Raw genomic sequence first — 23,045 nt, 5'->3', positions numbered from 1 at the left:
GTGTACGCCGTCGACCGGGAGAAGCTGGGCCCGGATGCGGACGCGACGCCGGCCCTGGTGGGATTCCACCTGCGGTTCCACGCCATCGCCCGCGGCCGGCTGATAGCCCACTACGAGGAGCAGGGCACCGGGTCGTAGTCGTACGCTCGGCTGGACGCCCCCCGCCCCCTTCCCCCGGCCCGGCGCGGAGACTCGCCCGATCTCCGCGCGTCCTTGCACGATCCTGCCCCCAGTCGGGGGATCCTGCCGGGTCTCGTGGTGAGATGGGGGCATGTCCCTCGACGAGCTCCGCGACCTGCTGGGCCGCCATGCGCGGCCCGATCTGAATACGGCCATCGACGGCGTCCGGATCTGCCGGGCCGAACCGGGCGCCGAGCCGGAGTACGCGATGTCCGGCGTGATGCTCGCGGTCATCGCCCAGGGGTCCAAGCGGCTCGCGCTCGGAGACAGGGTGTACGAATACGGCGTCGGTCAGTACCTGGTCGCCTCGGCCGACCTGCCGGTGGTCGGACGCATCGCCCAGGGACCCGAACTCGGTTTCGGCATGACGCTGGAGCCCGCCGTCATCGCGGAGCTGATGCTGCAGGCGGGGCCGGGAGACCTGCCGCCTTCGACCCGGTCGGCCCGGCCCGGGATCACGGTCAGCGACGCACCGGCAGAGCTGATCGACGCGATCGTGCGGCTGCTGCGCCTGCTGGACCGGCCGCGCGACCGCCGGGTGCTGGTCCCCTTGGCCAAGCGGGAGATCCTGTGGCGGCTGATGACGGGGGAGCAGGGCGAAGCCGTCCGGCAGCTCGGCCTGGCGGACAGCGGCCTGACGCACATCACCCGGGCAGTGGGCTGGATCCGCGACAACTACGCCGAGGCCTTCCGCGTCGAAGACCTGGCCCGGTCCTCCGGGATGAGCGTCTCCGCGTTCCACCGGAACTTCCAGTCGGTCACGGCGATGAGCCCGATCCAGTATCAGAAGCAGATCCGGCTGCAGGCGGCGCGGCTGCTGCTGGCCCGACGCCCGCACGACGTGACCGGCGTCGCCTCCAGCGTGGGATACGACAGCCCCTCGCAGTTCAGCCGCGAGTACAAACGGCAGTTCGGCGCGCCGCCGCGCGCGGACGCGGCACGCATGCGGGCCCGTACCGATCACGCTGCGGCTGCGGCTGCGGCTGCGACGGCCTGACCGCGGCGGCGCCGGTGGGCGAGTGCGGGGCAGATCCGCGAGATGAAGCGGGCCCGCGCGCGGGAGGCCGACCGGCTGGGGCGGCTGCTGGCCGCGGCCGAGAAGGATCGCGCCACCCGGTTCGCGGCGGCCACCCGCGGCACGCCTGCCGAGGTGCTCGGCACGGTCTCCGAACGGGAGGCCGGACTTGCGGTGCGGGCGCTTGCCGCCTCGGATCTTGCCGGGGTGGCACTGCCCGGCTATCTGCCGCTGCCATCGTGCAGGCGGCTCGCGACCATGCCGACGAACTACTCCGCTCTGCCGCGAGGGGCAAGAAAGCCGCTGGGAATGGACGGAGGATCACGCCGTCTGTGGCCCGGCTCATGACCCGGGAGCCAACTCGGCTCCTCCTTCTCGGGCCACCGGGTGCCGGAAAGGGGACTCATGCGGCGTTCCTGAAGAAGGTGTGTCGATCTGCCATCGCCGGAAGAGCGTGTACACGGTCTCCCATGGCCCATATCTCTCGGGCACGTCCCGCCAGGGCGAGCCTGTCCGGGCCCGCCACCAGATCTCGTCGAAGACCTGCCGCCGATCCCGCGGCTTGCGGCCCATCCGCGGCAGTGGCGGCAACACCGCTTCAGCCGCTCCCACTGTGCATCCGTCAGATCGCCACGAGACTTCGAAGATCGTTGCACAATCCTGATCACCCCCGAACGTGCCTCAGATCGGGACCTGTGACTGGACTCCTTGCTTTCGCGCCGACGACCTCCGGAAGATCACCTGCTTGCCCTCAACCGCACTTGAGGTCGTACGTTCTCTGCATGACCTGCACAGGCGCGCAGGCTTCGCACCGAAACGCCAGGAGGCGACATCCCATGACGACCCAGCAGATCTCCGACGCCGAACTCGCCGGACAGCCCGCCGCGTACTGGACCGGCGTCGCCTACGAGGCGCTCATCGCGTACACCCGGGCCCAGATGGCCGAAAAGGGCTACACCCAGCCCCAGGTCTGGCTGCTGCGCAACCTGTCGGCGAACGACATCTCCCCCGACGGCGAGGGGATGACCCTGCCCGAGCTGCGGGAGGCCATGACCTCCTACATCCGCCCCGAGGACGATCTCGCGGCAGAGGCCGAGGTCCTTCTGGAGCGCGGCTGGCTGACCCGGGACGCCGACCACCGGCTGTGGCTCACCGAGGAGGGCGAACAGGCCCGCGTCGACCTCGCGCGCAACGCCCCCGCGATCCGCGCCGCCCTCCACGAGGGCATCGACGACACGGACTACGTCACCACACTGACGGTGCTCCAGCAGCTGATCCGCAACGCTGGTGGGACGGCCGCCTGATAGGCCACCGGTCCTCCAACTCTCCCCCCATACGGCAAGCACTGTGACCACATGCCGCCGCCTTTTCGCTCCACTTACTGCGTAAGGGCCTGGACGCCCCTTGTGGAAGGCTTCCGCGCCTCGCCCGGACGCCGTGGAGGCCGTTGCGGTCGTGGCGGCCACGTACGGGCTCGTACGGCCCGCGCCGGCTTCACGCCGAGCTCGGCCAGGCGGCGCTGCTGCTCCTCGGAGAGCCGGCCGAAGTCGCGGCGCTGGGTCGCCAGCCACCGGCCGGTGTCCTCGCCGTGCCATGTCACCCCAGGGACGATGTTGGCCAGGCGCCCACCCCCCGCCAGCAGGGCCTCCAGGCCCGCGTACTGCCGCTGCCAGTCCGTCCACCCCAGCGCGCCCGGGTTCCAATCAGGCTCGATCGCGGCGAGGGCGACGGCCCGCCGTTCGGCCCGGATGGGGTCCTTGCCGAGTCCGCCGGGCCGGCGGGTGTCGGTCAGCCACTGCCCGACCGGCTTGTCCCGCGCGGTCGCGTGCCGCCGGGCCGGCCAGGGTCCCGTGCTGCTCGTTCCAGGCCCGCGCGGCCGCGAGGTTCTCCGCAGGTGGTGGGGGTGAGCGAGAACGCGCGGCGTGCGTGGGGGCCGCTGACCGAAGGCCTTCAAGGCCTGCGGGGCTGTTGTTCCCCCAGTTGGTACGCGCCAGTGAACTGTCCCCGAGCCAGGTCCGGGCGGGGCTGGCCGCCTTGCGCGACATCATCGCGGAGAAGGGCTGGCCGCCGCTGATCTGGACCCGGGCCGATGGCTACCTGCTCGGTGCTGAACGGGCCGCGCTGGAGGCATACGAACGGGCGGTGCTCGCCGAGAAGCTGACTGAGTTCCGCCGGTTCATCACCGGAACGGTCGCCCCTCATGCCGCCGCCCACCCGAACGACAAATGGGTCAGGCACATCGTCGCCCAGCTCAACTCCATCGAATCCACCCTCGACCTCATCGCATCCTGACCAGCTGCGACGGGGCGCCCTGGCCAAGGCCGGGGCGGCCCACAGCAATGCTCAAGGAACACCGCCATGCGCCATCCCACCTATCCCTCGGGCACCTCCGACGCCGAGTGGGCCCTGATCGAACCCTTGCTGCCGCCGCCAGCCTGCGACACCCCTGTCGGCGGCCGTCCGGAGAAACACCCCGTCGCGAGATCGTGGACGCCATCCGCTATGTCGTGGACACTGGCTGCAAGTGGCGTGCTTTACCTGCCGACTTCCCGCCCTGGCGCACAGTCTGGGGCTTTATGGCCCGCTGGGCGGCGGCCGGAGTCGTCGGACAGATTCGCGACCAGCTCAGCCGTCGCGTCCGCCGCGAGATAGGGAAAGCTCCCAAAGCGGTGGCCAGCGTGATCGACTCCCAGTCCGTGAAGGCCGCCGAGACCGTCGGCAAGGACTCTCGCGGCTACGACGCGGCGAAAAAGATCAATGGCCGCAAGCGGCACATGGTGGTTGATACGCGCGGCCTTCCGTTGCTGGTCATGGTCACCCCCGCTGATCTCAGCGACCGCGAAGCGGCCAAGGAAGTCCTTTTCCGCCTCCGGCTGAGGCGAACGCGATCGCGCGTCGCTCCTCGCGTTCGGTGAAAGGTGCTTTCCCCGACTCGATGAGAATCTGCGGCTTCCGGTCGGAGACGTAGCGCCGGACCATCTGGTAGGAGACGTCCGCGGCGTGTTCCTCGACCAGGCGGTGGAAGATCCGCGTGATCGTGTGCCGCTGCTTGCGCGGCGCGTCCAGATCCGTCCGCAGCATCTCATCGACGAGGGGCTTGTACGGATCCAGCGCGGTCGGCCGCGGCGGCAGCTGCTTCCTCGGCTCGGGGCCAGACCGAGTCCACGGCCTTGCGGACCGTCCGCCATGACACGTTGTACTTGCGCTCAATCTCCCGGATCTTCATACCGCCGCGGTGGTCGCAACGGATCGCCGCGTACAGCTCGATCTTCGACATCTGCGGCATGACCAGGCCCTTTCACCAGGAGCATCCCGATGCTCCCGTGGCAAGAACCCTGGCGACTTCAAAACTCCTGAACATCACCCGACCGTGGATCTGGGCGCCTCCCAAACCCGTGAACAACGGGCTTCACAACCCGTGAATAAAGCCAGTGCCGCATCCTTCCGGGACCCTCGCTGCCCAGGCCGCAGGGCTATCTGGTGACTGCTTGTGGCGTCCGTGTGCTGCTGTGTGTCGGCGGGAATGCCGGGTCGGCGAAACGGTTCACTACAGCGCCGCCGCCGAGCGGAATCCGCTCATGAGCACCTCCACTCCACAACCCGCAGTCGGGACCTGGGCCCCGTCCCAGTCCGGACCGTGCGTGCGCTGGTGTGTCGACTGCACCTTGAGGCGATCCTGTGTCCTCCCGCGGGCGTAGCGCTACCAGCGCCGTTCGCAGGTGTGGCAGACGCCCGAGTGGTGGGCCGGGTCGGCCGGAGTGAACCTGGGCATGTCGACACCCATCGCCGTTGTACCGCATGTTCGGCGTTGGCCTCGCTATTCCAGGACTGTCGCGGCGTTTCGGCTCCTCCAGTGGTGGGTCGGGTGTTGCTGTGATGTGGAGGAGGAGTGGTGTTGTACACGGAGATCGTGCGGTTCCGGTTGAAGGACGGGGTCGACGCGAAGGATTTCCTGAGGGCTGCCTTCCGGATGGACCGGGAGTTCCAGCCCACCCAGCCCGGATATGTGGCCGGTAGTCGCCGCACGATGGTCTCGGACGAGGGGGAGTGGGCCATCTCCGTGGATTGGCTCACCAGGGAGGACTCTGAGCGTTCCCAGGCGGCGTTCCGTGAGGCGGGTGAGGTGACCCGCGACTACCTGGCCGCCATGGATGAGAGTTCGATCCGTATCGAGGTGTGCACCCTGTACCAGCTTGGCGACGAAGGGTAGGCGCCGCCGTTGCCGCTTAGGAGCGTCCGATCCGCTTGAGGGTAGCCGCGACGTCGCTGCGGCCGGCCTGCGCCCCTGGAGCTTCGATTCGACTGACTACCGTGCGTGGAAGACCGTGTGCCTCGGCGGGCCCCGCGGCGCTGGTATGGGCGCCGCCCTACTCGGTAGGCGGGATGTCCTTGGCTCTGGTCGCGGATAGCCAGTGGGTGACGACGGTGTCGATGTAGGCGTCGGTGAGGGGCTGGCGGTCGAGGAAGCGGCGGAACATCACCGGTCCGATCAGCAGCGTGAACTCGTCGGCCGTCATCTGTACGCCGGAGGGTGCCAGGAGTTCGTTGAGTGCTCGGTGGCGGTCCCGGCTGATTCGCGTCAGTGCCTGGTCGGCCTCGGGGTCACGGTCGGCTTGGGCGGCCAGTGCCATCAGCGCGCTGCCGGTGATCCGCCGAGGCGACCTGGCCGGCGTCTTCCCCGCCGTGTTCCCCCTCGTCCCCGGCGTCGACGCCGCCGGAGTCATCGACGCCGTTGGTGAAGCCGTCACCGACTTCACCATCGGCGACGAGGTGTTCGGCATCACGCCAGCCGGCTCCTATGCCCAGTACGCCCTGATGCCCGCCCCGGTGGCCAAGCCCGCCGCCCTGTCCTGGGAGACCGCGGCCGCGCTGCCCACCGTGGGCGAGACGGCCTTCCGCGCCCTGAAGCACCTGAACCTCACGCCCGGGCAGACCCTGCTCATCCACGGAGCCGCCGGCAGCGTCGGCGCGATCGCCGTCCGGCTGGCCGCGGCGCGCGGCATCACCGTCGTCGGCACCGCCGGCACCGGCGACCTGGAACGGGTCACCGCCCTGGGCGCGACCGCCGTCCCCTACGGGCCGGGCTGGCCCGAACGTGTCCGCGCCGCCGCACCGCTGGGTGTGGACGCGGTGCTCGACACCTCCGGCGCCGGTGTCCTGCCCGACTCCGTCGACCTGGCCGGGGGCCCCGACCGCGTGATCACGATCGCCGACATGAACGCCGCCCAGCACGGGGTCCGCTTCACCGGCATGGACCCTGCCGACCGCGCCCCCGAAGCCCTCCCCGAACTGGCCGCCCTCGCCGCCACCGGCAAGCTGAGGGTGGAAATCTGGCGGACCTACCCGCTCAAGGAAGCCGCCCAGGCCCAGGACGACATCGACAACCGCCGCAACCGCGGCAAGGTCATCCTGCTGCCCTGACCAACCGCACAGGCGACCTGCGAGCCCCCACTAACGGGGCCCTGCGATGTGCGGCGGCCGCCAGTGCCGGCCACGCACCCCTCTCCAGCCGCCCGGAAATCGGCTATGGAGGACTCAGGCGTCGAGGTACTGGTGGCCGTAGGGATTGTCGACCAGGTAGATGAAGGTGCCGTCCGGGCGGCGGCGCAGCACGTCGGACGACACACCGCTCATGTCCAGCATCGTGCCGTCCGGCAAGGTCGCCTTGATGGTCCACTCATCCACCCAGGCGACGATGTCCCCGGTGGCCAGACCGGCCCAGCGATGCGCCCGCAGATCCGGCCGCACGCTCACATAGGCGGAGACCGCAGTGCGGATCTCCTCCAGCCCACGCACATACGCACCAGGCCCGGTGACGTAGATCGAATCCGGGTCGAAGCAGTCCAGCGCGGCATCCAGATCACCCGAACGCACACAGTGCTGAAAATACCGGGCAGCGCCCACCGGAGTGGACCGATCGAATGGTCCGCTCGACGCGGTTCCCCGCTCGTGTGCCGGAGCGCCGCCAGGGCCACGGGACTCCGTCTCAGAACTAGACATGATTCTCCTGTGCTTCGTCGGCCAACCGCCCGGGACGGCGACTTGGGGGGCGCCGTGAACTGTGACTCCGGGTATCGGGCGACCAGGGGTTGTCCAACAGCGGCCACCCAGGTGAAAATTCTGGGTGCCGTCCGCCGTGCGGCTGGGTGCGGGCGAGAGATGGTGGCCGCAAGCGAAGTGCAGAGAAGGACCAAGATCCGCCGTCGCGATACCACCGAGGCGATCATCGGCGCGATCACGGGCACCCTCGCCCGCCCGCAGCTCCTCGTCCTCGGCCGCCACGACCAGGAGGGCCGGCTGCGCGCGGTCGGCCGCACGGTACCCCTGCGCCCGGACCTCTCCCGGCAGGTCGCCGAGCACCTGGCCGCGGCCGGCCCCAGACACCCCTGGACGGGTGTCCAGTTCGCCGCGGCGTGGGGGAGCCGTGACGTCCTGGACGTCACGTCGGTCCGCCCGGACCTGGTGGCGGAGTTCAGCGCCGACCGGGCCGTTGACCGGGGCGTTTTCCGTCACCCGCTCAGGTTCCAGCGTCTGCGCCTGGACGTGACCGTGAACGACGTCCCGCGGTTCGGGAAGGAGCCGGCCGCGGCAGCTGGCTGACCGCCGACGGGGCCGCCCGCTGCGCGCTGGCGAACGGGTTCCTCGGGGAGCCGGCAATGAGGGGTGTCGGCCCCCGCTTTGTGTCCTCCGCAGGGGTGAATCCGGGCCTCGCGTACGCGTAGGCGGCTTGTGCGGTGTGCCCCCAACTTGCCCTGAAATCATGGCTATTGACAGCAAACAGGGTCTTTCGGCATGTTTCCGGCGCGGCCCGATCGTCGGGCCGCCGATGTGCGATCGGAGTGCGATTCATGGCGCGTTCGGTGCGTGAGGTGTACGGCGAGAACCAGGCCGCGGGCTGGCTGCGGGTGCCGTTGGCGGCCTGGCGGTGGGCGGTCGGCTCGGGCCTGGTCCCGCCGGCCGACGCCGGCCGGGGGGTGTGGTCGCGGGCGGTGGTGGAGGCCGCCAACCCGGAGCAGGTGCGCGTGGCCCTGCGGGGGCCGATCGGTGCCGGGGTGGCGGCGGACCGGCTGACGGAGGCCCTGGGGATGCCGTTGCGGTGCCGGCCGCGGGTGACCGCGGCGGCGGTCGGCCACCTGGCCCGCGCCGGTCTGCTGGTCCGCCTCGGCGGGGACACGGAGTTCCCCGACGTCCACCCGGACCAGGTGGCTGCGCTGGCCCGCCGCCGGGACCTGCCGGCCCTGCTCGACCGGCACGTCCCCCTCGGCCCGGACCAGGCCGCACGCCGCCTCGGCGTCCGAAGGGTCGACTTCGACCAGGTCGTCAGGCTCGGGTTCGTCTCCCCGGTCGGATCGGTGGAGATCGACTACAAGCGGCAGGGCGGCGTCACGGTGGTCCCGCTGTACTCCGCCCAGGACATCGCCCTGCTCCCCGTCGTCCGCCCCTGGGTCGACTGGCGGGCGGTGCGCGCCGCCCCTGCGGGCCGCCGCTCCCCGCTCGCCGCCCTCGACCCGGTTGTCCCGGGCCGGGACAGGGTGCTGCTGGCGGAGGTGACGCGGATGGCTCGGGTGGGTCGGGCCGCGGTGGCGTGCTGGCGCCGCCGGCACGCCGGCTTCCCCGCCCCGGCTGGCGGCACGGACGTGCATCCGGAGTTCGACCGGGCGGCGATCGTGGCTCCCGGGACATCACCAGGCTCCGGACAACCCCGGGACTGCTGCCGGCCCTGCGTCAGTCCGGACTGCGCAACGCGCCCCGCTACCCCCTCAGTACCACCGCCAAAGCCCTGTCCGAGCTCGGCCAGCAGACCAACCGCAGCTGAGCACAAGGACTCCCGCTCAACGGGAGGCAGCCCTGCCCTAACTTGCTCCGCCAGCCGGGCCCCCGCAAGTCGGGCAGACAGCGCCGCCGACGAACTTAGGTGCGTTGATGCGCTCGTACATCTCCTGAAGGTAGGCCAGGTCCCCAGCGGAGAGGTCCGCGAGGAGCCCAGGGTGGATGTCGGTGATCGTTCCCAGCCGTGTCACCACCAAGCTCAGCTGAACGACGCCGACATTCGAGGGGTTCTCGCGGACACGCTGGTCCGTCACGGGCGCAAGTTCATCGCGCGCCGTGGCCATGCGTATGGTCCCCGAGCGGTGACGGATTCCCTGCGCGTCCACGTAGCCGTGGGGCAGTACGAACTCAAACTCTTGAGCGGTCTCTGCGGTCATGAAGGTTGACATCCTTGATCAAGTAGCTGGCGTTAAACGCCCTAGCCTGTCCAGCCTGAGGGCCCCCGAAACATCTCTGGCCATCCTGCTGACCCCGGGCCAACGGCACGACGGCATCTGCGCCCGCCCCCTCCTTGAACGCATCCGAGTACCCCGCACCGGCCTGGGCCGGCCCCGCTGCCGCCCGGATCACTGATCGCCGATCGTGGCCGTCGTGCACTGCAGGGCCCGTCACGACGATCGCCAGCGGACGGGCGCGCGAATCACTGGCCACGTGGATGCGACCGTCTGTCAGCTGGTGCCGATGTCGTAGACCATCTTCTTGCCGTACCCGTAGAGGTTGAAGAGTTGGCTGGTGGCGCCGACCTGGAATTCCACCGTCTCTCCGCTCTTGCGGTTCCCCTCGAAGGTGAGGTGCTGCGGCATGTCATCGCACCAGAATGATTTGTGCGACCAGCTCTTGGACGAGCCGGCATGACGGAGGTTGACCGACTGCGAAGTCGCTGCGCCGGCACCACACCACGCGTTGAGCTCGCCCTCGACGATGTAACCGGTCGCGCCCTTCGGCTTCACGGTGCCGGTGAAGTGGACCTCGTAGTGCCTGTGTCCGTAGTAGACGTCGACCTTGCGGGTGACGGCGTGGGCCGGTGCCGCGCTCGTCATGGGCAGTACGAGGGCGGCGAGAGCGGTCACGGCTGTGGCCAGGCGCCGGCCCCGGGAGCGCATCGGCGCGATGGCGGCATCAGCAGGTGCTTCGAGCATCGAGATCTTGTTCACGCGTGGTTCAACGAGACGGTGACAGTGATGTCACTGCGGTGGCCCTGCCCTCTACGGCATACGTCTTGACGGCCCTAGGGAACCTTTCCCACGTTCCATCCGCGGACCGGCAGCAATGCCTGTCCCCCTACCGCCTTCCACATCGGATGCGCGCACTCACGGCGGATCGGCAGCATCACCGAACCCGAGCACCAGGCCGTCGGAGGTCCCGACTTCTATGGCCGGTTCGGTTTCCGCCCGAGCGCGGACTTGGGCGCCTTCGGCCAAAGACTCTTTCCGGCCGTTCCGCAAAGGGGAGAGCGCCTGTTGTTTGCCTGTTGTTCGGGCGGGGGTAGCTGTCGAGGCATGCGTGACTTAGTGCGGGAGCAGTACTACCGGCATCGTGCCCCGGTCTACGACGAGACCAGCTATCGCGGCGACCCCGTGGTGAACGCCGGCCTGGACCGGGAAACCGCCGACATCGGAAAACTGCTCACCGCGCTGCCCGAAGGTCGGGCGCTCGACGTGGCTTGCGGGACCGGCGTGTGGACCCAGTTCCTCCGCGGCCCGGTCGTCGCCCTGGACCAGAGCGCGGAGATGCTGGAGCTGACGCACGCCCGGGCGCCCTGGGCGGAGCGTGTGCGGGCCTTGTTCCCACCCCTGCCGTTCGCCACCGGCGCCTTCGACCGCATCGTCACCGCGAACTTCTACGGGCTGCTGCGGCCCGAGGAGCGTGCCGTGTTCCTCGCCGAGGCACGTCGTACGGCGCGCGAGCTGATCGTGATCGACCTGCGCAGCGACGGCGACCTACACGAGGAGAAGATAGAGCTGCGCTCGGTGGCCGACACCACGTATCCGATCTACCGGCGCCGGTTCACCCCGCGGAGCCTGTGCTCGGAGCTGGACGGCGAGCTGATGTACGAGGGGCTCTACTTCCTCGCCGTCCGGGTCGTCACGGGGTCAGCGGCGTCTCAAGTGTGATCAGGTGCGACTCGCCCGCTGTTTCCCCGTCGTCGGGGACGGCGAGCATCCGAAGGACGTGCCCGTCCGTCTCCAGGTGCACCGCGTTATACGTGACCACGCGGCCGGCCGGTGAGAGCACGGTCACCGGCGCTTCGTGCTCGATGCGGCCGGAGGCGATCTCGACGACGGCGATCCCGCCGAGGCTGAAGACGCCCGCCCCGGCCTGGGGGTACTCCGCGATGCCCGTGCACACCATGTGGCCGCCGCCCGCGCTCACACAGGTCTGGTAGTCGACGAAGTGGCTCTTGTTCTCGACCCGGTGGGTGAGCTTCCCGTCGACCGTGAACGTGAGCAGCCGCCGCGAACCCCAGGTGACGGCGTGCAGCAGGCCGCTGTGGCGGTCGCGCACGATCCCGCCGATGTGGTCGTCGAACCGGAAGGCCTCCCGTACCTCCAGCGTGTCGGGGTCCACCTGATAGACGATGGAATGGGAGTCGGGCCGGTACTCCGCTGTCGGCACCCACAGCGATTCGCCGTCGAAGTCGATACCGCCCGGGTGGTAGATAGTCCCCTCGCCCACGCTCACCCGGCCCAGCTCCGCACCGTCGGCGTCCGTGACGAACACATGGCCCTGCCCCCGGCCGGGAGTCCGGTCATAGCCGTCCACGGGAGTGTCGTAAAAGCGGGTCGCCTCGGTGATCTCCGCCGTCGACACGTACAGGCGTTGGCCAGGGCCACGCGTGACGCCTTGAGGGTGGTGAGCGGGGAAGCTCAGCGGCACCTGCCCGACCACCGTCCAGGGAGTGCCCCGGGTCAGCTGCCGCACCGCCACCATCACGGCTTCGTTCGAGTCGTCACACACACCTGCAGACACCGCGGAATCAGAAAGGCTCATAACCCGGTGAACGAGATCTTCCCGGTCCCGTAACGGGAGTCATGCCCCGCGCACCAGTCCGGCAGCAGCTCATCGAGTAGGGCAATGTGCCCCCGCGACGGCAGTAAACCGGCTCGTAGGTAGAGGCCGATCAACAGCCACTCCGCGGCCCGGCCCACGGCGTCCGGTGGCACGGCGCGCGCACCGGCCAGGCTGAGCGCGGACCACAGCGCGAGCAGCGGGGCCGCCACGAGGGTCGCCGCCGGTATCCGCCAGTACCAGAGCGGCAGGCTGAGCAGCAGGACCGATTCCGGGTAGCCGTCCCACACGTTGCCCACGAAGGTTTCCTCCGGGCCGCTCACGGCGATGAGCACGACGGTCGTGAGCACCAGCGCCGTCAGCACCCAGGCGCCGACGGCCGGTGCGAGCGCGGCGGGCAGCGAAGCCTTGCGCCAGCGCTCGGCGTCGGCGACGGTCCAGTCGGCCACGCCGCCGTCGGGTAGCGCCGCGGCGGGCAGGTATTTCACGTATGAGTGCACGGGGTCAGTATCCGGATCCCTCCCGTACGTCGACAGGTGCACGTGTGACAGCTCGGCAACGGCCCCGGGACACATGGCGACACGGCTGAGCCCCCGACCGGTGGGTGCCGGTGCGGGGGCTCGGCCTCGGCTCTCCGGCCGCGTCAGCCTCGGTCTGGACCTTCTGCAGAAGACGCTCCCAGGTAGCGTCGGCGGACCACTGCCGGTGGCGCTCGTATACGGTTTTCCAGGGACCGAACCGCTCCAGGAGATCACGCGACTGCACACCAGTCCGCGCCCGGTGCAGCCCGTCGATCACCTGGCGATGCTCGCGCCAACGCCCCCACTGACCATTGCTCACCGGCAGGAACGGCCGCAGCCGTTCCCACTCCGCATCGCTCAGATCGCCCCGCCCATGTCCAGCCGAGACGGAACAGTCACGTGATCGACCTGGAGTGGCTGGGTCTGATCGGGGGCTACTCCTGTGGCGGGCCGATGACGGACTGACCGATCTGCTCTGCCAGCCAGGCAGCGTGCCGTTCCTCGGACCCGTCGAGATTCCTGCGGCGCACGCGGACGAGCACAGTGTGGTCATCGGCGTGCTGGTCGAGGCCTTTGGTGCTGCAGTTGAACAGCGGTGACACCCGCGCGTTGCTGGCTTCGCCGTGGATGTCACGGTCCGGTACGTCGGGCCAGATCAAGCTGGACCACCAGATCTCGCCGAGGTTCGGTCCCACCAAGGCAGTGAACTCTTCCTCGACGCTGCCCACGGGCCGGTATTCCATCGATGCCCAGAGCGGCAGGTGCGAGGCGAGGAAGTCCGGATCACTGGAGAGCTCGGGCGCATGGACTCCGCCGTGCAAGCCCGTCGGGTCGGAAGGATCCCGCGCCCAGTCCTCGACATGCTCTTTCCGGAACCAGGCATCCAGCAGCGCCTCGCGTATCCGCAACACCTCCGGGACAGCGCACAGCTCGACGTCCACTGACACCTCCGCGTACTGCTGGTCGCCCACCGCCACAAGCTGACGCGCCACGCGGAGAGCCAGTACCGGGTCGGTGGTGCGGAAGACCGGGTACGCGATGGGGTTGGACATGCGAGCACCCTGTCACAACCCGGCAGTGGGCGAAGATCCATTTTCTGTGAGGCCAATCGCAACCAAATCTCACGAAGTGTCACATGATCGACAAGGAAAGGTATAGCTGGTGGCTTCTCCCACGTCAGTTGGCGGGGTCGATGTCGTTCTGTTTGGCGATCTCATCGACCCGACTCCGTGGTGCGGAGAGACGCCGTCTTGCTGACCGCGCTGCCTCACTAGGCGCGGGACAGCCATCCGTCACTGAAGTCCGAGAGGTCGCGTGCGCGCTGGGCCCGTTCCTGGATCAGCCGGCGAAAGCCCGCCAGCGCGTACCGTTCTGCGGTGGCTGAGCCGCGTCCGCGGATGCCGGCGACGTCGGCCACGAGCTGCTGGGGCTGGGGCTGCCAGCCGATGACCAGGACGCGCAATCCCAGGTTCTCCGCGCGGCGGTGCAGGGCGAGGAGGTGGAGCAGGCCGGCGGTGTCCATGGACACCGCGCCGTGCAGGTCGACCATGAGGTCTCGCTCGTCAGCGGTGACACCGTCCAGCGCCCGCTCGAGCGCCGGGCCCGCGTCCTCGTCGAGTGTCCCGGTGACGCTGACCAGGACCGTGCCGTTGCGCTGGATGTCCGTGGTGATCATGCGTTCTCCTCCCGCCCGGGGCGCCGCGGCCCTCAGGGCCACTCCATCCTGGCGCGGTGTTCCCCCCGTACGGGTGTGAGGCTCGCTGATGTCCCGGCAGCAACCTGCCCGCACCATTACGGCCCCGGGATCGTGCCGCAACAGTGCTGTCGGAAGACGGAGCGGTTGCGTCGGAATGCGGACCCTGCCTCCGGAGCCGAGGATGAGCGCGATCCCCCTCCCGCCCTGCTGTCAGGAGTGCACCGCCATGCTGGAGCGCAAACCGCACAAGGACCGCACCGAGATCACCTTCGTCCTACCCGCCGACACCCCGCCCGGTCCGGTCAGTGTGGTGGGCGACTTCAACGACTGGCAGCCCGGCACCCACACGCTCACGCCGCGCAGCGACGGCACCCGCGCGGTCACGGTCGCCCTGCCCGGCAAGACCGAGCGCTCCTTCCGCTACCTCGCGGCCGGCGACTACTGGTTCAACGAGGCGGGCGCCGACAGCCACGATGGCCTCAACAATCACGTACGGACCTGAACGGCCCGACCGGCGGGACCCGGGGAAGCCGTAGGCGTTGAGCCCGGCGACGCGTGGGGCGGCCAACGCCCGATAGACGCCGGAGACCTGTTCCGTCGTACCTGAGGCGGCCTTCATGGGACGATTCAGCGGTTGGCCAAGGAGCGGGCCAGACGTGCCTGATCAGAGCGTTCTGACGCTTCGTAGTGGGCGAGAGCGACGCAGGCTGGTTGGCAACCAGCCGCACCAACCTTCTATGTCAACGTGTATGGACGTCCCGCTCAGCGGAAGTCCGCCGCGTGGTCCACCACCCACTCCCGGAATGATCGGGCCGGGGTGCCCGTGATGCGCTCCACCTCATCGTTGATCGGCTCCGGATTGTCGAGCATGTCCGCCTGGGCTGGCAACACAGCCTCCACCAGCTCTGCCGGGTAGCCTGCGGCCTTCATCTGCTCGATGGCCTCGTCCAGTGCGACCTCCTCGAACCGTACCGGCCGCCCGATCACCTCGCTGATCAGAGCCACCTGCCGTTCCTGGGTGATCAGTTCGAGGCCGGTGATCAGGGGGCGGGCGCCGAGCAGGGCGTCGGTCGTCAGCGCCTGAACGGCTACCGCAGCAATGTCCGCCTCGTGGATCAGCGGACGGGCCAGCCTTGCCAGCGGCGCCCGTATCGCACCGGTAGCGCGGACTTCCTCCGCCCAGCCCAGCGTGTTGCTCGCGAACCCGGTGGGCCGCAGCGCCGTCCACGCCAGGCCCGATGCCTCGATCAGCCGCTCCAGCTCCGTGTGGAACATGGTGATCGCCTCGCCCGGCTTCTCCTTCCCGCTCCCGACCCCGGCGGATGACAGGTACACCACCCGTCGGACGCGCTTCCCGATCGTCTCGATCACGTCCGACGCGCCCTCAGCGCTAAGGAACGGCCACACCAGGAAGACCGAATCGACGCCCTCCAAAGCCGTGTCCAGCGACGCGGGATCACCGAGATCGCCGCGTACCGCCTGCACACCCTCCGGGAAGTCCGCCTCCCTTCTCACCAGCGCCCGCACGGGCACGCCGCTCGCGTGCAGTTGGGCCACCACCGAGCCGCCGACCTTTCCAGTCGCGCCGGTCACCAGGATTCTGGACTGTGTCATCGGAATCTCCTCGTCTCGCCGTTCGATGACACGACTCTCGGACATCAACCAAGGTTCAGGTCAAGCACCGGCCGGCCGGAGCGGCCGTCAGGTGCTGTGCCAACTCCCGAAGCGAGATCGGTCACCGTGGGTCACTGGCCAACTGGCGATCAAGGAGGCCAACTACGAGGTTCTGACCGCGCTTCCGCAGTGGACCGACGACCACCACCTTCCAGGCTCGCGACCTGTCGGGGTCCGACTATGTGTACGTGTGGGCCGACGGCGTCCATCCCAAGGTCAGGCTCGGCCAGGCCCACTCCTGCGCCCTGGTCCTCATGGGCGTCCGTGCGGATGGCCGCAAGGAGCTGATCGCGCTCGCCGAGGGACTGCGGGAGTCGACCGAGTCCTGGGCCGACCTGCTGCGCGACTGCCGCCGGCGCGGCATGCGCGACCCCCCGCTCGAGGCCGGGGATGCCGCGATGGGCCTGTGGAATGCCCTCGCGGAGGTGTTCCCCGAGGCCCGGCATCAGAGGTGCTGGATGCACAAGGTCCGTAATGTCATGAACGCGTTGCCGAAGTCCGCGCAGCCCGGAGCGAGGAAGGCCATGCAGGAGATCTACAACGCCCAGGACCGCGCCCACGCCGAGAAGGCCGTGAAGGACTTCGCGAAGGCCTACGGGGGCGAAGTGGCCCAAGGCCGTCAAGAAAATCACCGACGATACCGAGGAACTGCTGGCGTTCTACGACTTCCCCGCCGAACACTGGATCCGCCTGCGCACCACAAATCCTGTTGAATCGACCTTCTCCACGGTGAACCTCCGGACCAAGGTCACCCGCGGCGCGGGCAGCCCGGCCGCCGCCCTGGCGATGGTCTTCAAGCTCGACGAGTTCGCCCAGGCCTGTTGGCGGGCGATCACTGCACCCCACCTCGTCGCCCTCGTCCGAGCCGGAGCCCGCTTCGAACGGGGCGTCCAGGTCGAACGCCCCGAGGCCTGAGCGGCATGAACACCACCATCTGGCGCTGGTCGGAAAATCGGTGGCAGGCCCGGCCACCCCATGGTGAAGATCGCGGCGTGGCCAACTTCCTGGAGACCGACCGGCTCGTCCTGCGCGCGTTCACGGCGGCCGACACCGACCACCTGCTCGCCCTGGACAACGACCCTGAGGTCATGCGCTTCATCAATGGTGGCCGTCCTGCCAGCCGCCAGGCGATCGAGACGCGGACCCTGCCCCGGCTCCTGCACGATTACCCGTGCTGGGAGACCCGCGGTTACTGGGCCGCGCAGGGGAAGACCACCGGCACCTTTCCTGGGCTGGTTCGAGTTCCGGCCGTTGGAGGAGCACAGCACCGCCGTGGTCGAACTCGGCTACCGGTTGAACCAGGCGGCATGGGGACGCGGTTACGCCACCGAGGGATCCCGGTCCCTGATCCAGAGGGGGTTCACGGACATGGAGGTCGAGCGGGTCACGGCGAACACGATGGCCGTCAACACCCGTTCCCGTCGCGTCATGGAGAAATCGGGCCTATTCTTCGTCCGGAACTTCACCGGGGACTGGCCGGAGGCGATCGAGGGCTCCGAGCACGGTGAAGTCGAGTACGAACTCACCCGGACCGAGTGGGAACGGCTCGATAGACGTCAACAGCCCAATCCACAACTCTTGACAATTACTCCGCCCTCCGAGAGCTGGGTGGCATCGGGTTCGGGATGTCCGTAGGGGTCTCGCCGGCCTCCGTCCCCCTTCAGCCGTAATCGTCACGGAAGCGCGGTCAGAACCCTATGCCTGGCCCGTCTGAGCGCTTGGGTGGTCCGGCCGCGGGGCCGCGGGTGAGGCGCCCGCGCGTTCGTCGGCCGGCCGTACGGTTGACTGGGGCCCGCAGTGATCGAACGATGCGAACGCCATGGGAGCCAAGCAGTTGAAGAACAACGACATACCGCTGATACCAGACACAGCGTGGCTGGAGGAGCGGCTGGGTGAGGGCTCGCTCTGGCGACCGGACGAGGCCGCTCTGCCGGCCGAGTTGACCCATGCCGGGTCGAGGGAGTTCCTGCTCACGGTCGGCTTTCCTGCCGTCCACCTCGGCATCGTGGGGATCGACACAAGGCACTTGCGGGGCGAGGCGGGATGGAACCGTTCGATGCCGACGAAATCTATGGGGAGCGCTATCCCGACGACGACTCCCCGCCCACGAACTTCTGCTTCACCGTGGTTACGCGGTACGACCAGCACCTGATGCTCGACGCGGCGGATGGTGGCATCACCCACTACGACCCCAACGGGTGGGACCACGCGGCCGGGTGGAAGGGACCGGCCGCCGATGACCTGCCCACGCTGGCCGTCCTCCTCGGACTAATCGCCGAGTCGGGCTATGCCCTGGAATCGACCGACGACGCCGTGCGCACGACCGCCATCACGGAACTGCGCAAGCGCATGATCAGCCAGGAGCCGTACCTGGACGACTCAGCGTTCTGGGACGAGGTCTTCGAGTCTCTGGACTGAAGAGCGTCGAGACTGACATCGCCAGGACGAGCTCATCGCGGGCCGGCCTCGAACGCCTGACGTGGTGCCGGGGTGCGTCCGCACTGCGCAGGCCGTCGCGATGAGTGTTGTAGTCGGCCGGACGGGCTTCTGGGGCGCTACGCCGAGGGCGGCGATCTGCTGCTCGTGGCCAGCCGCTCGGCTTCGCCATGCCCCGGTCGGCGTTCGCCGAGGCCAAGACGTGCTCGGACTGCCTCACCGGTCGGCCGCGTGCTCAACATGTCGCTGTACCACCGGTAGAGGGCCCGGTGCAGTGTGAGGAAGTTGGTGGCTGCGGCGTGGCCCAGTCCGCATATGGCTGCGACGTTGTAACAGGGGGGTGATGTACGGCCATTCCAGGTAGCCGGCGATCATCCAGTGCAGGGCTTCAACGTACAGGCTCAGCGCACTGATTCGCCGTGCCGACGTCTCCCAAAAACCGGAGGCGGCGCCCTGAGTGACTGGAGCCGTAGCGGCTGGGCGCAGCACCTTGCCGATACCGCCTCGTTGAGCCGGTCCGGGTCCGGGTCCGGGGTCAGGCGAGCTTCTTGAGCATTTCGGCCGCGGCGGGGCCGGCGGAGGCGGGGTTTTGACCGGTGACCAGATTGCGGTCGACGACCACGTTCGGGCCCCAGGGCTCGCCCTCCTGGTAGGCCGCGCCGGCCTCGACCAGACGGTCCTGGACCAGCCATTTGGCCTTGGCCGCCAGGCCGGTCTGTGTTTCCTCGGCGTTGCTGAAGCCGGTGAGCCGGTAGCCGGCGAAGGCATTGCCGCCGTCATCCTTCGTGGCGGCCAGCAGCGCGGCCGGGGCGTGGCAGACCACGCCGAGCGGCTTGCCCGAGAAGAGGGTGTCAATGAGGAGCTTACCGGAGGTGGCGTCGACGGCCAGGTCCTCCATCGGGCCATGACCCCCGGGGTAGAAGACGGCGTCGTAGTCGTACAGCCTCACGTCCTCAAGAGCGATCGGGTTCCGGAGCTCGCTGATGGCCTCAAGGCCGGCGGCCATCTTCTCGGCCGCTTCCTGTCCGCCGTTGGCCTCGGGAGTGAGGCTGGACTTGTCCACGGTCGGGACGACACCGCCGGGGGTTGCGACGGTGACCTGGTGGCCGGCGGCCGTGAACGTCTCGTACGGGGCGACAACCTCCTCGGCCCAGAAGCCGGTGGGGTGCCGGGTCCCATCGGCGAGCGTCCAATAGGTGGCACCGGTGACGACGAAAAGAATCTTCGACATGCTGCGCTCTTCTCCAAAGGGGCCGCGCAGGGATCGGCCGGGCCGACGGGTGCGCCCTGGTTGACCGGCTGGCGGTCGTGGAACGCACCCCCGCAGGGCACGCGGCCGTACCGGGAATCCCACTGTGTACGCACCATCTCAGCCTCCGGAAAAGCACCTCGCAACCCCGCCGAGTGCGGCGTAGGCCAGTCGGCCCAGACCGGTTCAGCTGGCAGCAGCCTCTTTCGGTAGCGGTCCAGCCGAGGCGGCTTCCGATCACTGGCTGCCGAGCGCGATCACTCCGCCTTTTACCGCGGCGGCTCCCTTCCGGTGCAGCGTGGGGAAGGCACCGGTTAGGCGGGTGTGTAGCCGCGGGTGCTGATGTGGTGCTGGGTGAGGGGGGTGAAGGCGCGGGTCGCGGCGCTTTGGTAGGCGCTGTCGCGTCGGAAGAGGCACACGGTGCGGGCGGGAAGGGCCGGGGGTGAGCGGGATGAGGGTCAGGCGGGGGTGGTCGTGGGTGAGGGCGTCGGGCAGGACGGTGGCCAGGTGGGTGAGTTGGACGATTTCGGTGAGGGCCTGAATGGAGTTGGCTTCCACCCGGAAGCGTGCCTGGACGTGGCATTGACAAGGCCGTCAAGAACGCCTCCGCTGTCATGGGTGCCTGAACTACGGCGAAGGGCAGCGCCTCCTGCCGGTCCACCCCCGAGCCGGGGCCGGACCGGCGAAACTCCGCGCAGCAGCCGGTTCCGGCCGGCGCAGGACCCGCTCTCGATCCCGGTGGCTCGCTGCCGCCCGTCTACGAGAGAGTGGCATCCGGCACTGACAACGCAGCAGTCAGGACGCTGCGCCGTACAGCCGGCTCACACCCATCTCCAGTCCGGCAGAAAGGGTGCCGGGTGCTGGTGCCGCTTGTCCGCGATCATCGTCAGAGCGTCCCACGTGCCGGTCGACTTGCCGTCTGGCCAGCGGTTCGGTCCCTTCGGCCACGGCCCGCGGAGCGGCCCGCAGCCAGCCGGCCTGCTGCTGCCCGGGGCGCTGTCGTGACTCCGGCCGGGGGACGCCCGGATGCGTGTAGCGGCTGCGGACTAGAGCGTGTCTCTTTGATGGGCTGATCAGTTGATCGGATGTGTCTGTCCGATTAGTGATCACCGATGCGATGTGGGACCGGATCGCGCCGCTGATGCCGGCCGATCCGGTCCGCGGCAGGCGGTGGGCCGATCACCGCCGAACGCTCGAGGCCATCGCGTGGAAGTACCGCACCAACTCGCCCTGGCGGGACCTGCCCGACGAACTCGGCCCCTTCCAGACCGCCCACAAACGACTGATCAGATGGGCAGTCGACGGCACCTGGGAGGCGATCCTGGCCGCCGTCCTGGCGGCAGCGGACGCCGCCGACGACATCGACTGGACCGTGTCCGTGGACTCAACGGTCGTCCGGGCCCACCAGCACGCCGCTGGAGCACGCAAAAAGGGGCGACAGGCTCCGGCGAGCCCGCCGATCACGCCCTCGGACGCTCCCGCGGCGGGCTGAGCACCAAGGTCCACCTCGCCGCGGACGGCGGAGCACGACCCTTGGCCTTCACCGTCACCGCAGGCCAGGCCGGTGACGCACCCGCTTTCGAGACGGTCATGGCCCGTATCCGGGTGCCCCGCATCGGCCCCGGCAGGCCGCGAACCCGGCCCCTTATCGTGCTGGCCGACCTTGCCATTCTGGCTGTCAGACGACAAGGCGCACGCCGTCTCACAAGAGACGGCTCCTCACAATCGAACATTGGGGTAACGCTCCGCGACGACTCCCCAAGATCTGTGCCAGAGCCCGTAACTGGCTGAAAAAGCCACCCGCCAGCCTTCGGGCTGTTGCTGGCCCCGGGCCGCCTCGTACTGGGCCCAGTCGATCCGGTGCACCGCTCCCGCTTCCAGGGAGAACTTGCCGGTCTCCAGGGAGCCCAACCGTTATGGTCGTCGTGATCACGAAGAGCACGAGAAGGGGGAGCGATGGGCCGGACAGTCAGGACGCGACGATGGGCCGCTGCTGCGGCGGGAGTGATGCTGGCGACAACGGCGTTGGTCGCCTGCGGGGACAGCGGCTCATCGGATGCGAAGTCGTCCGGCAAGTCCGCGGAACCGTCCCACGCTGCTTCCGGGAAGCCAAGCCGTCCGACGTTCGACCCACCCGTGCGCTTCGACGGCCCTACGGTCGAATTGCCGGACGCCAATCAGCCGAGTACGACGAGCGGGGGAGCGGCACGGCCCGCGGTCACCCTTGCCGGCGGGGTCGCCTACATCACTGCCGAGGAGGGACTGAAGGCGATCGACACCGAGTCCGGTGCACCGCGGTGGGATGTGACCACGAAGTACGCCGCAGAGAAGGGCGGGTTCGGAAGCAACCGGGCCGCTCCCCTCGTCTCGGCTGACGGTGCAACCGTGTACGCCGCCTGGAACAGGGATGTGAAGGGTCAAGGGACAACGCCGGACCGAGCCGTGATCGAGGTGCTGGCCGTCGAGACGGCCACCGGCAAGACGGCATGGTCGGCCGAGATCGCGGCCGCTCCCAGCTCCCGCGGGCTCGCCGCCACATCCATCGGGGCCGACGAGATCCTCGCACCACAGGTCATCGGTGTCGACGCCGGCACAGCGCTCGTCACCGCGGCTGACACCACGTACGCCGTTGAACCCTCTGCGGGCGCCGTCCGCTGGAAGAAGCCCGACTTCCGTGCAGTGACCTTGGCCGACGGCGTCGTTGCCGGCGGTGAGAAGACGGGGTTCGGCGCGGGCAGGCTGCTGGGCCTTGCCGCGGCCACGGGTGAACAACGATGGACCGTCGTGGAGGCGCGGCAGCCGGCCGCCGCCGCGCCCCGGCTGCTGAGCGCAACCCTCAAAGACAAGACGCTCGTCGTGGATGCCGTCAGCGGTGAGCAGCGCGTGGCGCTCGATGGCAGCGGCTGGCGGTGCCGCCACGACGCACAGTCCCTGGTCCTGTGCTCCAAGTACGGGTACGGGACGGCAGACCGCGGGATCGTGGTCTTCGACGCCGTTTCGGTTCAGAAGCGGTGGGCCTTGCCCGACGGTTCCGGACGGACGATGCCGAAGGTAAACGGATTCTGGCACGGTGCCGTGTACGGGGAAGTGGGCGACGAGTCGATCGTCCTGGACGGCACGACGGGACAGGATCGACAGACGTCTGCCGGCGCGGCGCCATACGAGGTCGATCGGTACGGCGGTGTAGTGGGATCCAAATTCTACCGCGCCGCAGGATGACACGAGCGGATCCTGCAAGCGTCGCGGCGTCACGGCAGCCCGTGACGCCTGAGGCACGCCGGTGAAGGCACCAACCCTCCCGCATTGCCCGCCCATATCCCCTTCGCGATGCAGACAGCCGCTAGTAGTGCTTTGTTAGCTGGTCTTGTCACGGTCGGTGTTCGGTAGTTCGCTACTTGTATGAGGGCTGGGGAGCTTGCTGCGTGTCGGGGCCGG

Annotated in this window: 23 protein-coding genes and 9 pseudogenes; 17 read left to right on the top strand and 15 right to left on the bottom strand. The window is 69.0% G+C overall.

Translation table 11 applies throughout. The features are described 5' to 3' along the window. The 3 genes and pseudogenes from AB0447_RS34805 to AB0447_RS34795 form a co-directional block, all read left to right on the top strand. Positions 1–138: pseudogene (locus tag AB0447_RS34805) on the top strand (YbhB/YbcL family Raf kinase inhibitor-like protein); the annotation flags it as partial. Between the two features lie 133 nt (positions 139–271). Then, complete coding sequence (locus tag AB0447_RS34800; RefSeq protein ID WP_366480949.1) at positions 272–1,177, top strand: AraC family transcriptional regulator; 906 nt, start codon at positions 272–274, stop codon at positions 1,175–1,177. 42 nt (positions 1,178–1,219) lie between these two features. Further along, positions 1,220–1,543, top strand: a complete 324-nt coding sequence (locus AB0447_RS34795; RefSeq protein WP_366480948.1) for a hypothetical protein — start codon at positions 1,220–1,222, stop codon at positions 1,541–1,543. An 84-nt stretch (positions 1,544–1,627) separates the two neighbouring features. Here AB0447_RS34795 and AB0447_RS34790 read toward each other — a convergent pair. Beyond that, positions 1,628–1,821 (bottom strand): annotated as a pseudogene (locus tag AB0447_RS34790) (transposase); the annotation flags it as partial. A 210-nt stretch (positions 1,822–2,031) separates the two neighbouring features. Between AB0447_RS34790 and AB0447_RS34785 the strand changes: the two are divergent. Beyond that, positions 2,032–2,499: a MarR family winged helix-turn-helix transcriptional regulator gene (locus tag AB0447_RS34785; RefSeq protein ID WP_366480947.1), complete on the top strand. Its 468-nt coding sequence runs from the start codon at positions 2,032–2,034 to the stop codon at positions 2,497–2,499. 74 nt (positions 2,500–2,573) lie between these two features. Here AB0447_RS34785 and AB0447_RS34780 read toward each other — a convergent pair whose 3' ends face one another. Next, positions 2,574–3,149 carry a helicase associated domain-containing protein gene (locus AB0447_RS34780; protein ID WP_366480946.1) on the bottom strand — a complete coding sequence of 192 codons (576 nt, stop codon included), beginning with the start codon at positions 3,147–3,149 and terminating at the stop codon, positions 2,574–2,576. Here AB0447_RS34780 and AB0447_RS34775 point away from each other — a divergent pair. Continuing rightward, positions 3,122–3,487, top strand: coding sequence for a RacP protein (locus AB0447_RS34775; protein WP_366480945.1), 366 nt, complete (start codon positions 3,122–3,124; stop codon positions 3,485–3,487). The genes AB0447_RS34780 and AB0447_RS34775 overlap by 28 nt on opposite strands. A 66-nt stretch (positions 3,488–3,553) precedes the next feature. Further along, a pseudogene (locus tag AB0447_RS34770) lies at positions 3,554–4,071 on the top strand (IS5 family transposase); the annotation flags it as partial. A gap of 206 nt (positions 4,072–4,277) precedes the next feature. On the opposite strand, the gene AB0447_RS34765 reads toward AB0447_RS34770, so the two are convergent. Then, a complete protein-coding gene (locus AB0447_RS34765) occupies positions 4,278–4,481 on the bottom strand; it encodes a hypothetical protein (protein WP_366480944.1) in 204 nt (67 codons plus the stop codon). A gap of 609 nt (positions 4,482–5,090) precedes the next feature. On the opposite strand from AB0447_RS34765, the gene AB0447_RS34760 reads away from it, so the two are divergent. Further along, the gene (locus tag AB0447_RS34760; protein ID WP_366480942.1) at positions 5,091–5,405 is read left to right on the top strand and encodes a hypothetical protein; all 315 of its coding nucleotides are present in this window, start codon (positions 5,091–5,093) and stop codon (positions 5,403–5,405) included. A gap of 157 nt (positions 5,406–5,562) precedes the next feature. Here the strand turns inward: AB0447_RS34760 and AB0447_RS34755 are convergent, their stop codons facing one another. Further along, positions 5,563–5,826: a hypothetical protein gene (locus AB0447_RS34755; protein WP_366480940.1), complete on the bottom strand. Its 264-nt coding sequence runs from the start codon at positions 5,824–5,826 to the stop codon at positions 5,563–5,565. A 13-nt stretch (positions 5,827–5,839) separates the two neighbouring features. Here AB0447_RS34755 and AB0447_RS34750 point away from each other — a divergent pair, with 13 nt between their 5' ends. Next, entirely contained in the window at positions 5,840–6,616 is a 777-nt protein-coding gene (locus AB0447_RS34750; RefSeq protein WP_366480939.1) for an NADP-dependent oxidoreductase, read from the top strand. 114 nt (positions 6,617–6,730) lie between these two features. Here AB0447_RS34750 and AB0447_RS34745 read toward each other — a convergent pair whose 3' ends face one another. Further along, positions 6,731–7,195: a nuclear transport factor 2 family protein gene (locus AB0447_RS34745; RefSeq protein ID WP_366480938.1), complete on the bottom strand. Its 465-nt coding sequence runs from the start codon at positions 7,193–7,195 to the stop codon at positions 6,731–6,733. A gap of 177 nt (positions 7,196–7,372) precedes the next feature. On the opposite strand from AB0447_RS34745, the gene AB0447_RS34740 reads away from it, so the two are divergent. After that, positions 7,373–7,795, top strand: coding sequence for a hypothetical protein (locus tag AB0447_RS34740; protein ID WP_366480937.1), 423 nt, complete (start codon positions 7,373–7,375; stop codon positions 7,793–7,795). 1,253 nt (positions 7,796–9,048) lie between these two features. Here AB0447_RS34740 and AB0447_RS34735 read toward each other — a convergent pair. Continuing rightward, positions 9,049–9,402 carry a hypothetical protein gene (locus AB0447_RS34735; protein WP_366480936.1) on the bottom strand — a complete coding sequence of 118 codons (354 nt, stop codon included), beginning with the start codon at positions 9,400–9,402 and terminating at the stop codon, positions 9,049–9,051. A 76-nt stretch (positions 9,403–9,478) separates the two neighbouring features. On the opposite strand from AB0447_RS34735, the pseudogene AB0447_RS34730 reads away from it, so the two are divergent. Beyond that, positions 9,479–9,595 (top strand): annotated as a pseudogene (locus AB0447_RS34730) (IS5/IS1182 family transposase); the annotation flags it as partial. Between the two features lie 98 nt (positions 9,596–9,693). Here the strand turns inward: AB0447_RS34730 and AB0447_RS34725 are convergent. Further along, complete coding sequence (locus tag AB0447_RS34725) at positions 9,694–10,179, bottom strand: hypothetical protein (RefSeq protein ID WP_366480935.1); 486 nt, start codon at positions 10,177–10,179, stop codon at positions 9,694–9,696. A 345-nt stretch (positions 10,180–10,524) separates the two neighbouring features. Here AB0447_RS34725 and AB0447_RS34720 point away from each other — a divergent pair, with 345 nt between their 5' ends. Then, positions 10,525–11,139 carry a class I SAM-dependent methyltransferase gene (locus tag AB0447_RS34720; RefSeq protein WP_366480934.1) on the top strand — a complete coding sequence of 205 codons (615 nt, stop codon included), beginning with the start codon at positions 10,525–10,527 and terminating at the stop codon, positions 11,137–11,139. Here the strand turns inward: AB0447_RS34720 and AB0447_RS34715 are convergent. The 5 genes and pseudogenes from AB0447_RS34715 to AB0447_RS34695 form a co-directional block, all read right to left on the bottom strand. Continuing rightward, positions 11,111–11,995, bottom strand: coding sequence for a DUF6454 family protein (locus AB0447_RS34715; RefSeq protein ID WP_366480933.1), 885 nt, complete (start codon positions 11,993–11,995; stop codon positions 11,111–11,113). The two genes, AB0447_RS34720 and AB0447_RS34715, sit on opposite strands and share 29 nt — an antisense overlap. Before the next feature lie 17 nt (positions 11,996–12,012). After that, a complete protein-coding gene (locus AB0447_RS34710) occupies positions 12,013–12,534 on the bottom strand; it encodes a hypothetical protein (RefSeq protein WP_366480932.1) in 522 nt (173 codons plus the stop codon). A 133-nt stretch (positions 12,535–12,667) separates the two neighbouring features. After that, a pseudogene (locus AB0447_RS34705) lies at positions 12,668–12,916 on the bottom strand (transposase); the annotation flags it as partial. Positions 12,917–12,989: 73 nt separating this feature from the next. Then, positions 12,990–13,607, bottom strand: coding sequence for a hypothetical protein (locus AB0447_RS34700; protein WP_366480930.1), 618 nt, complete (start codon positions 13,605–13,607; stop codon positions 12,990–12,992). Between the two features lie 218 nt (positions 13,608–13,825). Then, the gene (locus AB0447_RS34695) at positions 13,826–14,230 is read right to left on the bottom strand and encodes an STAS domain-containing protein (RefSeq protein WP_366480929.1); all 405 of its coding nucleotides are present in this window, start codon (positions 14,228–14,230) and stop codon (positions 13,826–13,828) included. A gap of 247 nt (positions 14,231–14,477) precedes the next feature. Here AB0447_RS34695 and AB0447_RS34690 point away from each other — a divergent pair, with 247 nt between their 5' ends. Beyond that, positions 14,478–14,753: an isoamylase early set domain-containing protein gene (locus tag AB0447_RS34690; RefSeq protein ID WP_366480928.1), complete on the top strand. Its 276-nt coding sequence runs from the start codon at positions 14,478–14,480 to the stop codon at positions 14,751–14,753. Between the two features lie 260 nt (positions 14,754–15,013). Here the strand turns inward: AB0447_RS34690 and AB0447_RS34685 are convergent, their stop codons facing one another. After that, complete coding sequence (locus AB0447_RS34685; RefSeq protein ID WP_366480927.1) at positions 15,014–15,865, bottom strand: NAD(P)H-binding protein; 852 nt, start codon at positions 15,863–15,865, stop codon at positions 15,014–15,016. Between the two features lie 218 nt (positions 15,866–16,083). On the opposite strand from AB0447_RS34685, the pseudogene AB0447_RS34680 reads away from it, so the two are divergent. From AB0447_RS34680 to AB0447_RS34670, 3 genes and pseudogenes are all read left to right on the top strand, one after another. After that, a pseudogene (locus AB0447_RS34680) lies at positions 16,084–16,840 on the top strand (IS256 family transposase); the annotation flags it as partial. A 77-nt stretch (positions 16,841–16,917) separates the two neighbouring features. Further along, positions 16,918–17,560 (top strand): annotated as a pseudogene (locus tag AB0447_RS34675) (GNAT family N-acetyltransferase). A gap of 408 nt (positions 17,561–17,968) precedes the next feature. Then, positions 17,969–18,343 (top strand): hypothetical protein, encoded by a 375-nt coding sequence (locus AB0447_RS34670; RefSeq protein ID WP_366480926.1) that lies wholly within the window; start codon positions 17,969–17,971, stop codon positions 18,341–18,343. Between the two features lie 553 nt (positions 18,344–18,896). On the opposite strand, the gene AB0447_RS34665 is transcribed toward AB0447_RS34670, so the two are convergent. Together AB0447_RS34665 and AB0447_RS34660 are read right to left on the bottom strand one after the other, a co-directional pair. Next, complete coding sequence (locus AB0447_RS34665; protein WP_366480925.1) at positions 18,897–19,592, bottom strand: type 1 glutamine amidotransferase domain-containing protein; 696 nt, start codon at positions 19,590–19,592, stop codon at positions 18,897–18,899. A 332-nt stretch (positions 19,593–19,924) separates the two neighbouring features. Further along, a pseudogene (locus AB0447_RS34660) lies at positions 19,925–20,168 on the bottom strand (LysR substrate-binding domain-containing protein); the annotation flags it as partial. Between the two features lie 529 nt (positions 20,169–20,697). Between AB0447_RS34660 and AB0447_RS34655 the strand changes: the two are divergent. Together AB0447_RS34655 and AB0447_RS34650 are read left to right on the top strand one after the other, a co-directional pair. Further along, a pseudogene (locus AB0447_RS34655) lies at positions 20,698–21,278 on the top strand (IS5 family transposase); the annotation flags it as partial. Between the two features lie 339 nt (positions 21,279–21,617). Beyond that, positions 21,618–22,829 (top strand): PQQ-binding-like beta-propeller repeat protein, encoded by a 1,212-nt coding sequence (locus tag AB0447_RS34650; protein ID WP_366480924.1) that lies wholly within the window; start codon positions 21,618–21,620, stop codon positions 22,827–22,829. The last annotated feature ends 216 nt before the right edge of the window (positions 22,830–23,045 follow it).

The sequence above is a fragment of the Streptomyces sp. NPDC051211 genome (genome assembly GCF_040689505.1).
Lineage (GTDB): Bacteria > Actinomycetota > Actinomycetes > Streptomycetales > Streptomycetaceae > Streptomyces.
Note: the sequence above shows the minus strand (reverse complement) of the source record. Positions and strands in the feature narration are given on the sequence as shown.

Bases quoted from the DNA above. Each gene is read 5' to 3' on its own strand.
- AB0447_RS34795 (WP_366480948.1), top strand. From the start codon at position 1,220: ATGAAGCGGGCCCGCGCGCGGGAGGCCGACCGGCTGGGGCGGCTGCTG.
- AB0447_RS34690 (WP_366480928.1), top strand. From the start codon at position 14,478: ATGCTGGAGCGCAAACCGCACAAGGACCGCACCGAGATCACCTTCGTC.
- AB0447_RS34670 (WP_366480926.1), top strand. From the start codon at position 17,969: ATGGAACCGTTCGATGCCGACGAAATCTATGGGGAGCGCTATCCCGAC.
- AB0447_RS34755 (WP_366480940.1), bottom strand. From the start codon at position 5,826: ATGGCACTGGCCGCCCAAGCCGACCGTGACCCCGAGGCCGACCAGGCA.
- AB0447_RS34785 (WP_366480947.1), top strand. From the start codon at position 2,032: ATGACGACCCAGCAGATCTCCGACGCCGAACTCGCCGGACAGCCCGCC.
- AB0447_RS34745 (WP_366480938.1), bottom strand. From the start codon at position 7,195: ATGTCTAGTTCTGAGACGGAGTCCCGTGGCCCTGGCGGCGCTCCGGCA.
- AB0447_RS34765 (WP_366480944.1), bottom strand. From the start codon at position 4,481: ATGCCGCAGATGTCGAAGATCGAGCTGTACGCGGCGATCCGTTGCGAC.
- AB0447_RS34685 (WP_366480927.1), bottom strand. From the start codon at position 15,865: ATGACACAGTCCAGAATCCTGGTGACCGGCGCGACTGGAAAGGTCGGC.
- AB0447_RS34700 (WP_366480930.1), bottom strand. From the start codon at position 13,607: ATGTCCAACCCCATCGCGTACCCGGTCTTCCGCACCACCGACCCGGTA.
- AB0447_RS34800 (WP_366480949.1), top strand. From the start codon at position 272: ATGTCCCTCGACGAGCTCCGCGACCTGCTGGGCCGCCATGCGCGGCCC.
- AB0447_RS34650 (WP_366480924.1), top strand. From the start codon at position 21,618: ATGCTGGCGACAACGGCGTTGGTCGCCTGCGGGGACAGCGGCTCATCG.
- AB0447_RS34665 (WP_366480925.1), bottom strand. From the start codon at position 19,592: ATGTCGAAGATTCTTTTCGTCGTCACCGGTGCCACCTATTGGACGCTC.
- AB0447_RS34720 (WP_366480934.1), top strand. From the start codon at position 10,525: ATGCGTGACTTAGTGCGGGAGCAGTACTACCGGCATCGTGCCCCGGTC.
- AB0447_RS34695 (WP_366480929.1), bottom strand. From the start codon at position 14,230: ATGATCACCACGGACATCCAGCGCAACGGCACGGTCCTGGTCAGCGTC.
- AB0447_RS34735 (WP_366480936.1), bottom strand. From the start codon at position 9,402: ATGACCGCAGAGACCGCTCAAGAGTTTGAGTTCGTACTGCCCCACGGC.